The sequence below is a fragment of the Serratia sp. LACPHL-BACT-2024-00286 genome (genome assembly GCF_043109535.1).
GTDB lineage: Bacteria > Pseudomonadota > Gammaproteobacteria > Enterobacterales > Enterobacteriaceae > Serratia > Serratia sarumanii.
Genome location: NZ_JBICNA010000013.1, coordinates 23,523 through 39,207 on the forward strand (window position 1 = coordinate 23,523; position 15,685 = coordinate 39,207).

General features: G+C 61.8%; 8 protein-coding genes and 1 riboswitch. Of the genes, 2 read left to right on the forward strand and 6 right to left on the reverse strand.

Annotation, left to right across the window (positions count from 1 at the left end):
* Positions 1-26: 26 nt before the first annotated feature.
* The 5 genes from ACF8MC_RS24625 to ACF8MC_RS24645 form a co-directional block, all read right to left on the reverse strand.
* Positions 27-4,853, reverse strand: a complete 4,827-nt coding sequence (locus ACF8MC_RS24625) for a hemagglutinin repeat-containing protein (protein WP_164105721.1) — start codon at positions 4,851-4,853, stop codon at positions 27-29.
* Between the two features lie 45 nt (positions 4,854-4,898).
* Positions 4,899-6,578, reverse strand: a complete 1,680-nt coding sequence (locus tag ACF8MC_RS24630) for a ShlB/FhaC/HecB family hemolysin secretion/activation protein (protein WP_049211607.1) — start codon at positions 6,576-6,578, stop codon at positions 4,899-4,901.
* A 384-nt stretch (positions 6,579-6,962) separates the two neighbouring features.
* Positions 6,963-7,880: a ketopantoate/pantoate/pantothenate transporter PanS gene (gene panS / locus ACF8MC_RS24635; protein ID WP_025304471.1), complete on the reverse strand. Its 918-nt coding sequence runs from the start codon at positions 7,878-7,880 to the stop codon at positions 6,963-6,965.
* A 142-nt stretch (positions 7,881-8,022) separates the two neighbouring features.
* Positions 8,023-9,390: a lysine-sensitive aspartokinase 3 gene (gene lysC, locus ACF8MC_RS24640; RefSeq protein ID WP_033649702.1), complete on the reverse strand. Its 1,368-nt coding sequence runs from the start codon at positions 9,388-9,390 to the stop codon at positions 8,023-8,025.
* 108 nt (positions 9,391-9,498) lie between these two features.
* Positions 9,499-9,693: riboswitch (Lysine riboswitch) on the reverse strand.
* Between the two features lie 52 nt (positions 9,694-9,745).
* Positions 9,746-11,554 (reverse strand): sodium:proton antiporter, encoded by a 1,809-nt coding sequence (locus ACF8MC_RS24645; protein ID WP_033636220.1) that lies wholly within the window; start codon positions 11,552-11,554, stop codon positions 9,746-9,748.
* A gap of 228 nt (positions 11,555-11,782) precedes the next feature.
* On the opposite strand from ACF8MC_RS24645, the gene pgi reads away from it, so the two are divergent.
* Entirely contained in the window at positions 11,783-13,429 is a 1,647-nt protein-coding gene (gene pgi, locus ACF8MC_RS24650) for a glucose-6-phosphate isomerase (RefSeq protein WP_033636219.1), read from the forward strand.
* 61 nt (positions 13,430-13,490) lie between these two features.
* Here the strand turns inward: pgi and ACF8MC_RS24655 are convergent, their stop codons facing one another.
* Complete coding sequence (locus ACF8MC_RS24655) at positions 13,491-14,924, reverse strand: capsule assembly Wzi family protein (protein ID WP_033636218.1); 1,434 nt, start codon at positions 14,922-14,924, stop codon at positions 13,491-13,493.
* A gap of 225 nt (positions 14,925-15,149) precedes the next feature.
* On the opposite strand from ACF8MC_RS24655, the gene psiE reads away from it, so the two are divergent.
* Positions 15,150-15,557: a phosphate-starvation-inducible protein PsiE gene (psiE, locus tag ACF8MC_RS24660; RefSeq protein WP_033636217.1), complete on the forward strand. Its 408-nt coding sequence runs from the start codon at positions 15,150-15,152 to the stop codon at positions 15,555-15,557.
* Positions 15,558-15,685 lie beyond the last annotated feature (128 nt).

The window sequence follows — 15,685 nt, forward strand, 5'->3', positions numbered from 1 at the left end:
CGGGGGCGTTGTGCAGGAGAGGTGCGTTATTTGCCGCTGAACACGCCGGCTTTGGCGTCCGCCTGCTGAGTCGAAGCATGGCCGCTGACGAACGGCACGTTGCCGTCGACGCTTTGCTTCGCCGCGCCGCCTAACAGCCCGCCTACCGTGGCCGCCGCATCGACGCGGCCGCCGCCCTGATAGCGTTGGCCGCTGACGTCCTGCTGGTTGACCTTGCTGCCGCCCAGTTCCACCTTGCCCTGCCGGCTGCGGATCTCGCCGCCGGTCAGTTGGGTTTGGCCGCCGACCTGCAGCGCTACGCCGTGCTTACCGGTAATCGCCGACTGCTCGCCGACCGCGTTGTTGTTCACCACGTCGGCATTGACCTTGAGCTGCCCCTGGCGACCGGCCGGCCCGGTGATGCTGTCTTTTACCGCGCCGCCGACGGTGCGCGCACCGCGATCCCACAGCGGGCCCTGCGGCTTCTCGCCGGCCGGCGTTGCCGGCAGCGTCACTTTACCGTCGGCCTTGCTGAAGCTGACCGCGCCGGTGGTGTCCTGCTGCGGATCGAGACGACGCGCCACGCTGTTGTACTTGTCGGTGGTGGCGTCGGCCACTTTATTCACCCCGGCGTCCAGTTTCTCTTTCACTTTCCCGGCGTAGCGCGGCGTGCCCACCTTCGACAGCTTGGAGGTGATGCTGCTGCCCGGATCGTTGCTGTGGCTCAGGCCGGCATCTACCTCCACCTTCACGCCTTTCTCGACGTCCTTGCGGCTTTCAACGCGCAGATCGCCGCCCACCTTGCCCTGTACGCTGTCGGCATCGACGCGCGCCCCGGCGAGGCGGGTATCCTTGCCGCTGTTGAGCGCCACGTCGCCCGCGGTGATGCCGGTGTTGGCGTGGGTGGTTTTATCCTGCTGTTCCACGCCGACCTTCAGACCGGCACCCAGCGTATGGGTGTCTTTGCCGGTGTTCGGATCGACCTTGCCGTTGGCGTCCTTGTTGAACGTTTGGCCGCCTTTGGCGTTGGCTTTGATGCCCAGGCTCCAGTTGTCCTTGTGCTGCTCGTTCTTGGCGGACTCCAGCAGGATGCCGCCGTTTTTCGCCTCGAGCGCGGCGCTGCCGCCGCTGACCTTGGCGCCCTGCAGATGCAGCGCGTCATCGCCTTTGCCGCCGGCGGACAGGGTGACCTTGCCGTCTGAGGCTAGCGTGGCGCCCTGGCGTTCGGTCGCGGACTCATTCACCTTGGCGATGTCGAAGGCGCCGCCGGCGGAGAGGCTGCCGCCGGTTTTTTCCTTGCTGTCGCTGCTGCCGGCGCCCAGATCGAGATTGCCGGACAGCTGGTTCTCCTTACGCGTTTGGGTCGATTCCGCCGCCTGCAGCGCAACCTTGTTGCCCGCGCTCAGGGTGACGTCGCCCTGGCTCTTGACGTTGGTGCCTTTAAGCGTCAGATCGCGGCCCGCCTTCAGCTCCACGCCCTGTTGGCCGCTGACGTTGCCGACCTGCGCGGTGCTGCTGTTGCTTTCGCCGTTGTTGGTGCCGCCGCCGAAGCCGGCGCCGAAGTTTTTGCTGTCGGCGGTGAAACCGCCCTTGGCGGAGGCTTTGACGTTGAAACCGCTGTGGTTTTCGCTCTGCTTATCGCTGGCCTGATCGAAGCGAATATCGCCGCCGGCGTTGACGGCGGTTTTACCGCTGCCGCCGTTCAGCGCGGTGCCCTGATAGACCGCATCTTGTTTCACGTTGACGTTGATGCCGTTGGCCGCGTCGATCGTGCCGGTCACCGCCTGGCTGGCGTTGCTGCTGCTGCGCTGGGTGCCGCCTTCGCCCTTGGCGTCTACGGTCAGATCGCTGCCGGTGGAGGTGTAGACGCGCACGCCGGCGCTGCCGCGGGTATCGCGGTTCTGCTCTTCCTGGCGGTTCGTCGCGGCTTCGCTGCGGTGGCTGTCCGCCGTCAGCGTGACCGCGCCTTTGCTCGCCTGATACTGCGTGCCCTGATCGCGCACTTCGCCTTTGGCGTTGATGTCGATGCTGCCGGCTTTCACCGAGCTGACCACCGCCTGCGAGCTGTTGCTGCGTTTTTCGCTGCTGCCGCCCTGCGCGCCGATATCCAGGCCGACGTTAGGCGCGCCGATGCCGCCGATGTCGTTGATGACGCCGGTGGCGTCCAGCTTGGCCGCCTTGCCGACCGCGCGCTCGACCGGGCGGGTCACGGCGCTGTAATCGACGTTGGCGCCGATGTTCACACCGACGTCGGTTTTGGTGGTGGTGCTGCTGGCGGTGTCGGCGGCGGCCAGGTGATCGACGCCCGCGGCGTTTTCTTGATAGGCACCGCCGACGCTGTGCTGCGCGCCTTGCTGGGTCAGCTTGTCACGGGCGTTGACAGTCAGGTTGCCTTTGACGTCGCTGCCGGAGGTGACCGCCTTGCTGCTCTGCGCCTGCGTTTTGCTGTTCTCGTAGCCGGCTTCCACGCCGCTGCCGAGCTTGTCGATGCCGCCGGTGTAATAGAAACCGCCGCCGATCTTGGTCTGCTCGGTGTTCGAGGTGGTTTTATCGTCGGCCGCCAGGAACGAAACCTTGTTGCCGCTGACGCTGGCGTCGCCTTTGTCGGCGACCAGTTTGGAGCCGCTGAAGGTCACGTCCTTCTCCGCCTCGAGCTTCACGCTGCCGCCGCTGAGGGTCGAGGCGCGGTTTTCGGTGCGGGTGGTTTTCTCGCTGTCGCGGGTGTGTTCGATGCGCAAACCGGCGCGGTATTGCTTGTCGCCGGCTTCTTTGGCGTAGCCGTTGACGGTAAGCGCGGTCTTCTGCTCATCGATTTTTTGCTGCTGTTCGGCGGCCTTGACGTTGATGTTGCCGGTCTGCGACGTCACGCTCAGCTCGCCGCCGCTGGTGACCTGACTGCCGATCACGTCGGTATCCTTACGGCTGACCAGCTTCAGGTTGGTGTCAGACTTCAACTCGCTGGCGGTGCTGCTCTGGTAGCGGTTGTCGGCCTTGTGCGAACTGCTGGTGATGTTGAAGGCGGTGCCGGTGCGCGCATCGATTTTGTCTACGGTGGTGCTCAGCGCGTTGTCGATGCGCAGGCCGCCCTGGGTGGCGGTGACCAGGCCGCCTTCCTTGCCGCGCGCCTTGCTGCCGGTGATGGTGACGCCCTGCTGGCCGTTCAGGCGCAGGGTGCCGTCGCTGGTCAGTTCGGAGGCGTGGCTGATCTCGCGGCGGTTGCTGTTGTTTTTGTTGTCGCCGCCGCCGATGCCGCCCCAGGAGGTTTTGTCATCGCGTACCGCTTTGGCGTTGGCGGTTTTCTGCACCCCGACCTGGATCTGGTTGTCTGCGTCGATCGTCAGATCGCGCTGGGCGTGGACCTTGGCGCCCTGGGTAGTGACATTGCGGCCGGCTTTCAAGGTCAGTTCGCCCTGGCTACGCAGTTCGCTGGCCTTCAGGCTCTCGCTTTCGTCGCTGCTGCTCCAACTGCCGGTGCGCAGGCTGGAGGTGTGGTTGCGCTGATAGCCGCGCTCGGTGGACTTATCCTTCTCCACCAGCCCGGCGAGGTGCACGTCGCGCGCCGCTTTGACGCTCAGCGCCCGATCGGCGCTGACGTTGGCGCCCAACAGGTTCACGTCTTCCCGGGTACTGACGAGTGTGGCGTTGCCGCCGGCGGCGACGGTGCTGCCCGCCTGCTGCTGCTGCTCGCGCTCACGGGTGACGTCGTATTGCCAGGAGTAGAACCAGCGGTCGTCGGTGTGGCCCTGGGTCTGTTTCAACTGCTGGCCGTCGAGCGTCAGCTTGCCGCCCTGCAGCGTGATGTCTTCGCCGCGAATATCGGTGGCGGTGAGGTGCGCGTGGTTATCCGCCACCAGGCTGATGTTCTTGCCTTTCAGCTCGGTGCGGGTCAGCTTCTGACTGCTGCTGCGATCGTTGACGTAGATGCCGCCGCGGTAGTTCTGGTAGTTGTCGCCGCCGTTGCGGTTGCTGCTGGCGTCGTCAACGCGGCTTTCGCTGCGAATATCGTAGGCTTTCACCTTGAGCTCGTCGCCGGCGGCCAGCGTGCCGGCCAGCTTCACGCCGCTGCCCTGCGCGGTGTTGATGATGTTGATGCGCCCGGCCTGCATGCTGCCGAGGTAGTAGCTGTCCAGCGCCGTGGTCGGCTGTACGCTGGCCAGCACCTTGCCGTCGCGCGCCACCCGGTTATGGCCGCTGATGGCGTTGATCGCCGCCGGCGTCACGCTGCCGTTGCGATGGGTGAAGTCTTGCACGATCACGTCGCCGCGGCTGTCTATCTTCGGCGCGATCAGATCCAGCACGCCGCCGGCGTTCAGGACGCCGTTGAGGCTCAGGGTATTGCGGTTGTCCTGGGTACTGTAGCCCTGCAGCAGGCCGTTCTCCACCAGCGGGTTGCCGACCACCAGCGAGGAGCGGCTGGTGTTGATGAACCCGCAGCCCTGGCAGCTGATGCCGTTCGGGTTGGCCAGCACGTAATCGGCCGCCATGCCGAAGATCTCTTGCTGGCCGTGCAGCAGCGACGGGTTGCGGCCGATCACTTCATTGAGGATCACGCTGGCTTCGCGCCCGCCCAGATTGGGGTTGGCGCCCAGTTGGCCGGCCAGCTGCGACAGCCCCGCTTCGCGGGAGTTGTTCAGCACGGCGCCGGGCTGGTTGACGTTAAAGTCCTGGTATTGGTTGTGCGACAGCCCGTTGCCGTTCGGCGCGACGATGTCGACCACCTGCGCGCCGGTCGCGGCGGTGGAAACGCCGGGGCCGTTGGCGCCGTTGGCCGCCACGATCTCCGCGGCGTAGGCGCCGGCGGAAGCGGCGAGAATAATCGCCAGCGCGGCGGCCAGTTTGCCCGCTGCTGAAAGCCTGAAGTTATTATTTTTCATCCATGTTTCTCCGTATATTGCCGTGGGGTCCTGCAAAACTGCTGATTAAAAGGTGTAAGAAAAGCGCGCCAGTACCTGAACGGGATCTTCCGGCGTGGCGTGATTCGACAAGATCCAGCCGCGGCTGACCTCGAGATCGACCAGCGCCTGCCGATAGCGCAACGTGGCGCCGCTGCTCAGGCCGGCGCTGCTGCGCCACCCCGAGCTGTCCTGGCGCGGCAAAATGCGGCCGACGTCGGCGCCGAGGCGCGGCGTCAGCGTGGTGGCACCCAGATTGAAGCTGCGCGACAGCGTGTTCTGCAGATACCAGCCGTTGTCGCCTGACTGGGTGCTGCGGCTGAAGCCGCGCACGGCGCTGCGATCGGTAAGGCTCAGCCACTCCACGCCGGGCAGCGGGTCGCGGCTGTACTGGCCGTAGAACAGGTTGTTGAGCTGATAGGTGGCGTCACCCAGGTGAAGCCGCTGGCTGAGGTTGGCGAACAGCTTGCCTTTGGTGAACTGGCTGTCGAGGTGCACCGAGCTTGGGTGGCGACCGGCCCCCAGCCACGGCAGGCCCTGTTCGACGCTGAGGTTGGCGCTGAACACCCCGTTGGGCAGAATTTGCAGGTGGCTGGCGCTCAGTTCGGCCAGGGTCAGGGTGGGGCTGCTGACCTCGAGGCGCACGCTTTCGAAGTAGTTGTCGATGCGCTTGTAGGTCAACTGGCCGCTCAGGCTGTCTATCTGATCGCGATCGCGGTAAAACACGTAGTCGCTGCGCAGACCATACTGCTGGGTCTGGCCGTGCAGTTTGACCAGGTTGTGCGGCAGCTGCTGGTGGTTCTCGTAGGACGAGAAGCTGGCGAACCCGCTGAAGGTGAACGCGCCGTACGGCAGCGAATAGAGCAGGGTATAGGCGCGATTGTAGCGGTGAGCCGGGTTTTCCAGCGTGCTGTTGGCGTTCAGGCTGACGAAGTCCGACAGGCCGAACGGGCTGTCCAGCGTGGCGGTGGCGCGAGCCAGCCACTGGCCGGTGCTTTTTTGGCCGTAATTATCCGTGCCGACGGTCATCAGCCAGGGCTTGGCATGCTGATTGCGCAAACGAATGACCGAACCGCCAACCTGGCGGCCGGGCAATATATCCAGCTTGGTGGTATTCGATTGCAAACGGTTGGCTTGATCCAATCCCTGGTCGAGCTCGGTTAATTTCAACGGCTTGCCTTCCAGCCCTGGAAATAATAAACGGCTGTTGACCCAGCGATCGCCGCCTTCTATTTTCTCGATAAATCCTTCGGTGACGCTTAATCCCAATTCTCCCTGTGAATTAGGGCGAACAATTTGCACGCGCGCGGTGATATAGCCTTTTTGCACATAAAGGCGCGTTAATTCACGGGTCAGGCGATTGATATCGTTGCTGCTGATGCACTGTTCCGGCAGCGCGCTCAGGGCGGATAAATCGGCCGGCGAGAGCAGGGTGACGCCCTGCAGATAAACGCCGGCGATCGGCAGGCACTGCGCGGACTGCGGCAGGGCGGGCGCGGCCGGTTCCGGCTCCGCCAGCAAGCGTTGCTGTTTCAGCTGCTGGTAGCGGCGTTGCTCAATCAACTGGTTGACTTCACGCGTGCTGTCTTGCAGCGCGCGGCGCGACTCCCCCATCGACATATCCCGCATCATGTGGGCGTCCGGCAGGGTTTCGGCGGAAAGGGCCGTGCTGACCAACAGCGTCAAAGCGGTGATTTTTTTTATCATTGTAATCCATTATGAGAGGCCGCCGGGGCAGCCAGCCCAATCCATGAGGTTAACCACGGGCGGCCGACGGCCGGCCCGAAATAATGAGCGACATGCACATTGCGAGGTATCTTGATTTGCCGCGGCAAATAAGACGGTGGGTATATATCTAAATAATAATTAGGCTGCTTCTTTTATGGCGGGCAACCCTGGCGACTTAATTAATTAAAAAAAGTAGAACGTCTCTTCCTCTTGCCAACATTATCGGCATGGCTAGGAAGAATCTGAATTTTTATTTTTCACGGATGATAGGGGATGAGGGGAATTATGACAATCCGACCAGTGGGAAATACGAAATTTCGCAGGAAAAAAAGGGACGCAATTGTTTGCGTCCCTACAGGCGTTTTATTTTTTCTTGATGGGGCGGCCGGACCAATAACCCGCCAGCAGCGAACCGGAAAGGTTGTGCCAGACCGAGAACAGCGCGCCCGGCAGCGCGGCCAGCGGCGAGAAGTAGATTTTGCCCAGCGTGGCCGCCAGCCCGGAGTTCTGCATGCCGACTTCGATCGCCAGCGTGCGGCAGGTGGATTCGTCGAAGCCGAACAGCTTGCCGCCCCAATAGCCGCTCAGCAGACCGATGCCGTTGTGCAGGATCACCGCGACGATCACCACCAGACCGACCGAGGCGATATGGCTTTGGCTGCCCGCCACCACCGCGCTGATGATCGCCAGGATGCACACCATCGACAGCGCCGGCAGCAGCGGCTCGATGCGTTTCACCGTTTTGGTCAGGGTATGGTGGACGATCAGGCCCAGGCCGATCGGGATCACCACGATCTGCAGAATGCTCAGCAGCATGCCCATGATATCGACGCTGATTTCGGCGTCGACGTACAAACGGGTCAGCAGCGGCGTGGCGAACACGCCCACCAGCGTCGAGACCGCCGAGATGGTCACCGACAGCGCCACGTCGCCCTTGGCCAGGTAGATCATCACGTTGGAGGCGGTGCCGCTGGCCACGCTGCCCACCAGCACCATGCCGGCGGACAGATCCGGCGGCATGCGGAACAGCATCGCCAGGATCCAGGCCGCCAGCGGCATGATCAGATAGTGCAGGAAGATGCCGGCCGCCACCGGGCCGGGGCGCGCCAGCACGCGTTTGAAGTCGTCCAGCCGCAGCGTAACGCCCATGGCGAACATGATCAGCATCAGCAGCGGGCTGACGTAGGGGCCGATGCCGGTAAAGGTGGTCGGCGTGTAATAGGCGGCGACGGACAGCAGTATCGCCCACAGGGGGAATAAACGCGTGAGTAATGCCAACATGCAGGTTTTCCTTAGCCAGATTGAGAACGGTGGGTGTGGTTGTGTTTTTTGCGGGTTCAACATGCTGAACCCCTGCCGGTTTTGAACGGATTTTTTAGACGCAGGGGCGCAGCGTGCTGCGCCCGCAATCGGGGATAATGACTTATTCGAACAGGTTGTGATGCAGGGTACGCACCACCTGTTCGGCTTCTTCGCCCGGCACCAGGAAGCACAGGTTATAGCTGCTGGCGCCGTAGCAGATCAGGCGGATATTGAACGGATCGAGCACGCCGAACACCTCTTTGCCCACGCCGCAGGCGCGCGACAGCTGGTTGCCGATGATCGCCACCAGCGCCAGGTTTTCTTCCACTTCCACCCGGCACAGCGACGACAGCTCGGTCAGCAGCGAGGTGGTCAGCAGGCTGCCGCCAACGGAGGTGGCGCCGGTGGTGTCCATGGTCAGCGCAATGCTGACCTCCGAGGTGGTGATCAGATCGACGGAGACGTTGTGGCGCGCCAGAATGTTGAACACCTCCGCCAGGAAGCCGCGCGCGTGCAGCATGTTCAGGCTGTGCAGCGTCAGCAGCGTTTGCTTGCGACGCAGCGCCAGCGCACGGAACAGCGGCGGATTCTCGGTGGTGTTGCACACCAGCGTGCCGCCGGCCGCCGGATCCTTGCTGGAGCCGACGAACACCGGAATGTCGCTGCGCACCGCCGGCAACAGGGTGGCCGGATGCAGCACCTTGGCGCCGAAGGTGGCCATTTCCGCCGCCTCTTCGAAACCGATTTTGTCGATGCGCTTGGCCGCCGGCACCACGCGCGGATCGGTGGTGTAGATGCCCGGCACGTCGGTCCAGATATCTACCCGGCCAACGCCGAGCGCCTCGCCGAGCAGCGCGGCGGTATAGTCGCTGCCGCCGCGGCCGAGCGTGGTGGTGCGGCCTTTCGGCTCGCTGCCGATAAAGCCCTGGGTGACCACCAGCGCTTCCTGCAGGCGCGGCTGCAACTGCGCCCGGGCCAGTTCGCTGAGCGCGGCGCTGTCCGGCACGGCGCGGCCGAAGTGATCGTCGGTGCGCATCACTTTGCGCACATCGAACCATTCGGCCTGCACGTTGCGGGCGCGCAGGATTTCAACGAACAGCAGGGTGGACATCAGCTCCCCATGGCTGACCAGTTCGTCGGTCAACGCCGTCGAGGTGGCCAGCGACGCGGCTTCCGACAGCATGGCGATGTTTTCCAGCAGGCGGTCGATCTCTTCGCGGATCACCGCCGGCGCCGTGAGGCGATCGAGTATGGCGTACTGGATGCGGCGGATCTCATCAAGCCGGTAGTTGCGCTTGTCGGCCTCGCAACCCTCGGCCAGGGCGACCAACAGGTTGGTGACGCCCGCCGAGGCGGACAACACCACCAGGCGGACCTGCGGGTTGGCCAGCACGACGTCGGCGCTGCGGTTCATGGCTTCAAAGTCGGCGACGCTGGTGCCGCCGAATTTGGCTACCACGGTGGAATTCTGGGGTGCTGCTTGGTTCATCTAGAAACCTCGTGTCAGGGATGCCCGTTTGGGGGCACTGTAATTCCATAGCCTTGGCACAAGGGGAGAGCGGTAAACAGGGGGCAGGCGTAGAGGTCAGGCTACGATACACCCAGAAGCGCCCCACCTTGTCGATCGCCCTGCGGGCGATCCCCTGGTGACAACCCAGGGGATTCAGCCCCTGTAGTCGATAGGATAATGGCCGGCCATTACCCTACCTCGGCGTCGCTCCCCCTCGGGTGCCGTCAACGGAGAAACGGCTCCTCTGACACTCTACCTGGGCGACGCGCCTCTTCTGGCTTGCGCACCGGGTGCGCAAGTAGGCTGTTAGGAATAGCCGGTTATCGCCATTCTGTCAACGTACAGACGGTGAGGGATTTTCATCTTGCACCAGCGCGATAAGCGTACAGGGCATCGCGGGCGTGGAACCGGCGCCAATCGGTTGCAGAGAACCGTCTTCCTTTTGGCTGAATAACGGAATAACGCCCTGATGTTTCTCCAAATACTCCAGCCAACCGAAATTTTCGTTCAATTTGGTCGCTTTGATGGTGGCTCCCCTGGCGAGCAGGCTGCTCAGGCGGCCGTAGGTGGCTTCCTGATTAAATAAAATTTCATGCCGGCGGAAACGCGAGCTTTCCGCGCTGGCGCCGCGCCCTTTCAGCGGCGCACCCGAACGGATGGCAAACACGTGATCCTCGCCGAAGAGATGGCCGAAGTGGTAGACCGCCAGCGCGTTCTGGTGGCGGTTGGGCGACAGCGCCAGCACCTGGGCGATATTGCTCAGATCGAGATAGTTCTCGGCGTGTTCGGAGTAGGCGTGGCCATAGTAGGCCGGGATGCCTTCCATGCGCGCCTGGCGGTAGTATTCCCAGCTGCTGTCGGTGACGATTACCGGCACGTTCAGCTTGATCAGCGCCTGCGCCAGCATGCGCGCCACGCTGTTGGCGCCGACGATCAGCACGCCGCGCGGCTTTTGCTGCTGCACCCGCAGCCAGCGCGCCATCATCCCGCTGGTCAGGCTTTGCAGCACCACGGTGCCGATGATGATGGCGAACACCACGGTCACCAGCCGGTCGGCGCCCTGGTAGCCGCTGCGCTGCAGCGTCAGCGCGAACAGCGAGCTGACCGCAGCGGCGACGATGCCGCGCGGGGCGATCCAGCACAGCAACAGCCGATCGCGCCAGTGCAGGGAAGAGCGCCAGGTCGACACCGCGATGCACAGCGGCCGGGCGATGAACTGCACCACCAGCAGCAGCAGGAGCAGCGGCCAGCCCATGTTCCACAGCGCCTGGATATCGAGCCGCGCCGCCAGAATGATGAACAGCGCCGAGATCAGGATCGCCGACAGCTCCTCTTTGAACGCCAGAATATCGCTGGTGTCCACGTCGCGCATGTTGGCCAGCCAGATGCCCATCACCGTGACGGTCAGCAGGCCGGATTCGTCGGCGATGGCGTTGGAAACGCCGAAGGCGGTCAGCATGATCGCCAGCACCGCCAGGTTCTGCAGGTAGCGCGGCAGCCAGACGCGGCGCAGCGCCAGGCCGAGCAGGTAGCCGAACAGCGCGCCGGCGATCAGGCCGACGGCTGCGGTCATGCCCAGCGTCCAAAACAGATGGGTATAGGACTCCGCATTCTGTTTCAGCACGATGAATTCGAACACCAGCAGGGTGAAGATGGCGCCGACCGGATCGATGACGATCCCTTCCCAGCGCAGCACCTGGTTAATGTTGGCGTTCGGCCGCACCACGCGCATCAGCGGGGCGATCACCGTCGGCCCGGTCACCACCGTCACCGCGCCGATCAGCGCCGCCAGCTCCGGCGGGAAATCCAGCAGCCACCAGCTGGCGAGGCTGATGACCAGAAAGGTGACCAGCATGCCGACGGTGACCAGATTGCGCACCACGCCGCCGAGGCCGCGTATCTCCTCGAAACGCAGCGTCAGCGCCCCTTCGAACAGGATGATCGCCACTGACAGCGACACCAGCGGAAACAGCAGATCGCCGAACAGCAGATCCGGCTGCACCAGATGCACCGTCGGGCCGAGCACGATGCCGAACAGCAACAGCGGCAAAATGGCCGGCAGGCGCAGCAGCCAGGCCAGCCACTGCGCGAGCAGCGACGCCAGGCCGATAAGCACCAACATGAGCGGGGCAGATAATTCCATAAGCGAGATCCCTTTCAAATGACGAAATAAGCAACGATGACACAGCCTGATGACAATTCGGCAACCCCGATAACAGGCCGTTAGCCAAAAGTATAGAGTGAAAGCTGAAACGAGGCGGCACTGCGTTGACAGTTAGCGCCTATCGCAAGAAAAGAGATCATAATCACAGTCGAACAGGCTACAATCGGACAACGCGTCATTTTTATTCTCAAGCCTAAGAGTGTTGCTATGAAAAATATCAATCCTAGTCAAACCGCTGCTTGGCAAGCCCTGCAGCAACATTATGCACAGATGAAAGACGTACGGATCGCCGACCTGTTCGCCCAGGACAGCGATCGTTTCTCCAGGTTCTCCGCGACCTTCAACGACCAAATGTTGGTGGACTATTCCAAGAACCGTATCACGCAGGAAACCCTGGAGAAGCTGCAGGCGCTGGCGAAAGAAACCGATCTGCAAGGCGCCATCAAATCGATGTTCGCCGGTGAGAAAATCAACCGCACCGAAGATCGCGCGGTGCTGCACATTGCCCTGCGCAACCGCAGCAACAGCCCGATCCTGGTCGACGGCAAAGACGTGATGCCGGAAGTGAACGCGGTGCTGGCCAAGATCAAACAGTTCTGCGCGCGCGTCATCGGCGGCGAGTGGAAAGGCTACACCGGCAAACCGATCACCGACGTGGTGAACATCGGCATCGGCGGTTCGGATCTCGGCCCTTACATGGTGACCGAAGCGCTGCGCCCGTATAAAAACCACCTGAACATGCACTTCGTCTCCAACGTCGACGGCACCCATATCGCCGAAACGCTGCAGCCGCTGAACCCGGAAACCACGCTGTTCCTGGTGGCCTCCAAAACCTTCACCACTCAGGAAACCATGACCAACGCCCACAGCGCGCGCGACTGGTTCCTGAGCAGCGCCGCCGATCAACAACACGTGGCCAAGCACTTCGCCGCGCTGTCCACCAACGGCAAAGCGGTGGCCGAGTTCGGCATCGATACCGACAACATGTTCGAATTCTGGGACTGGGTAGGGGGCCGTTACTCCCTGTGGTCGGCGATCGGCCTGTCGATCGCGCTGTCCATCGGTTATGACAACTTCGAGCAGCTGCTGAGCGGCGCGCACGCCATGGACAAGCACTTCGCCGAAACGCCGGCGGAGAAGAACCTGCCGGTGCTGCTGGCGCTGATCGGTATCTGGTACAACAACTTCTTCGGCGCCGAAACCGAAGCCATTCTGCCGTACGATCAGTACATGCACCGTTTTGCCGCTTACTTCCAGCAGGGCAACATGGAATCCAACGGCAAGTACGTCGATCGCAACGGCAATCCGGTGGATTATCAGACCGGCCCCATCATCTGGGGCGAGCCGGGCACCAACGGCCAGCATGCGTTCTACCAGCTGATCCACCAGGGCACCAAGCTGGTGCCTTGCGACTTCATCGCGCCGGCCATCAGCCATAATCCGCTGGGCGATCATCACGCCAAACTGCTGTCCAACTTCTTCGCCCAGACCGAAGCGCTGGCGTTCGGCAAGTCGCTGGACGTGGTGGAGGCCGAGTTCGCGGCGCAGGGTAAAACCCCTGAGCAGGTCAAGCACGTGGCGCCGTTCAAAGTGTTTGAAGGCAACCGCCCGACCAACTCGATCCTGCTGCGCGAAATCACCCCGTTCAGCCTGGGCAGCCTGATCGCGCTGTACGAGCACAAGATCTTCACCCAGGGCGCGATCCTGAACATCTTCACCTTCGATCAGTGGGGCGTGGAGCTGGGCAAACAGCTGGCTAACCGCATCCTGCCGGAGCTGGCGGGCAGCGAGAAAATCAGCAGCCACGACAGCTCGACCAATGCGCTGATCAACCGCTTCAAGGAATGGCGCTAAGCGCCTGAGCTGAAGCCAATAAAAAACCCGCCGCGGCGGGTTTTTTTACGTCTGCAAAAAATTACAGGTTGATCGGCACTTCGAAGCTGACGCCGGCACCCACGTCGTCGGCGGTGCTGTGATCGCTGTTGGTGTACCACAGGCTGGTATCGAATTTAACCTGAGAATCGAAGCTGTAACCCCAGCCGAGCTGAATGCCTTTCAGCGTATCGGAACGCGGGAACGCCCGGTTGATGGTTTGGTTGTTCGGATTCACCTTGGCGTACACCAGGCGGGTGCTCCAACGCTGGCCGTCGTCCAGCACCATTTCCACGCGGCCGGACAGCATCTGACCGTCGCCGCCCATCGCATGGCCCAGCGGATAACCTTGCTGGTAGTAACCGCCCCGATAGATGTAGTGGTTGTACATCACGTTGTTGGCGTTGCCGTTAGAGCGGGTATCAGTACCTTCGATATGCCAGTTGATCGTGGTCGGGCCCCATTCCGGATGGCCTTCAAGCCCCAGCATGTAGGCGTTGTGCGAAGGCAACATGCCTGCTTCATCTTCACCGGTGATCTGGCCATACAGGCTGACCGGCATGCCGATCAGCGGCTGCAGCTTGAGTTTGAAGTCAAAACCGCCCAACTGGTTGCCCGGATCGTTTTTCGGATCGCCGGTATTGTCGTTGCCGGTGACGCCATCCCAGAAGGAACTCCAGGAGTGCGGACGGCCATCACCACCCCACATCATGACGCGCGAAGCGCCCAACTCCAGGAAGTCGGTCGGCATCATGGTCAGGCGACCGCCGATCAGCTTGGTGTCCGGCACGGCAGCGTACTGCGACAGCTGGCCGGCGGACAACTGGTATTGCCAGCGGCCGATCCACGACAGCCACGGGGTTTCAAACGGCGATTGGTCGGCGCGCTGCAGCATAAAGCCGGCCACCGGGCGCGCGGCGTCGGAGCGGATCAGGCTGCCGTCGTAGCCCGGGCCCCACCACTGGGAAACCTCGCCGAAGGAGAGCCATTGGTTCCAGATTTTCACCGCGCCGTAGGAGCCGTTCATGTTGAATTTGGAGCCGTCGCTGACGCGCTGATCGCCTTCCACCGAGCCCTGCAGACGCACGTCCCAGAACTCGCCGTTGGCGCCGGCGCCGATGGTCAGGCGATCGTCGGCGTATTCGTTTTGGCCGAAGCCCTGCGGGGTGCCGGGTTTATCGGTCGAGGCGTAACCGCTGACGCGAATGTTGGCTTTCAGGGCATCGACGCGGCGTTGTACGCGGTCGATAACGTTTTTCTCGGTGTTGGTCACCGGCTTGGCCTGCGCGATAACGGAGCTGATCTCTTCCTGGCTCAGCGGCCAGGTGGACAGGCTGACGTTGATGACGCCGCGGTCAGACAGCCAGGCGAGATCGTTACGCAGATCGTTGTCAGGGGCTACCAGGCCGGCGGCGTGGCCGGACAATGCACAGGTAAACAGGCCCGCAGCGACCAGTCCGTTAAGTTTAGCGCGCATAAAGAATTCCCTTGTTAATTCGAGGTTATTGGTTTTATGTAAAGATCTCTGTGTCCCATGATAGTTGACATTTCGATTTGCTACAAATCTATAGGTCAGAAACATCTTATTATAACGTGATGAATTAAATGGGGTTTAAAGTGCTTTCGCGAGGGGCGGAATTTTTAGGACAATGCCTATATTGGCACGGTTGAATCATATACGCGGTATTCAGAGAGAGGTTTTATGGCAAAAACGTCGCGTTCGATAATGATAGCGAAGGGGCTGCAGCGGGTGCTGAACGTGGGCTTGCTGCTGCTGGCGGCCATCCTGGTGGTGTTTCTGGTCAAGGAAACCCTCCACCTGGCGAAGGTGTTATTTATCAACAGCGAAGAGTCGTCCTCTTACCTGTTGATTGAAGGCATTGTGATTTATTTCCTGTACTTTGAATTTATCGCCTTGATCGTCAAGTATTTTGAGTCGGGTTATCATTTCCCGCTGCGCTATTTTATTTACATTGGCATTACCGCGATTATTCGTTTGATTATCGTGGATCACAAAAACCCTATCGATACCCTGATCTACGCCGCGGCGATATTGGTGCTGGTGGTGACGCTTTATCTGGCTAATACCGACCGGCTGAAACGAGAGTAGCGATAAAAATGGCGGCCCAAGGCCGCCGAAGACACAGGATATCATTACCCGACGTCTTTCAAGCTACAGCGTTGTTGACTGCACTCGCTGTAACTTGAAATCCATAGGGTAAAAGATAAGAAAAGACA

Coding starts and splice junctions, on each gene's coding strand:
- psiE (WP_033636217.1), top strand. CDS start 15,150: ATGGCAAAAACGTCGCGTTCGATAATGATAGCGAAGGGGCTGCAGCGG.
- panS (WP_025304471.1), bottom strand. CDS start 7,880: ATGTTGGCATTACTCACGCGTTTATTCCCCCTGTGGGCGATACTGCTG.
- ACF8MC_RS24655 (WP_033636218.1), bottom strand. CDS start 14,924: ATGCGCGCTAAACTTAACGGACTGGTCGCTGCGGGCCTGTTTACCTGT.
- pgi (WP_033636219.1), top strand. CDS start 11,783: ATGAAAAATATCAATCCTAGTCAAACCGCTGCTTGGCAAGCCCTGCAG.
- ACF8MC_RS24645 (WP_033636220.1), bottom strand. CDS start 11,554: ATGGAATTATCTGCCCCGCTCATGTTGGTGCTTATCGGCCTGGCGTCG.
- ACF8MC_RS24630 (WP_049211607.1), bottom strand. CDS start 6,578: ATGATAAAAAAAATCACCGCTTTGACGCTGTTGGTCAGCACGGCCCTT.
- lysC (WP_033649702.1), bottom strand. CDS start 9,390: ATGAACCAAGCAGCACCCCAGAATTCCACCGTGGTAGCCAAATTCGGC.
- ACF8MC_RS24625 (WP_164105721.1), bottom strand. CDS start 4,853: ATGAAAAATAATAACTTCAGGCTTTCAGCAGCGGGCAAACTGGCCGCC.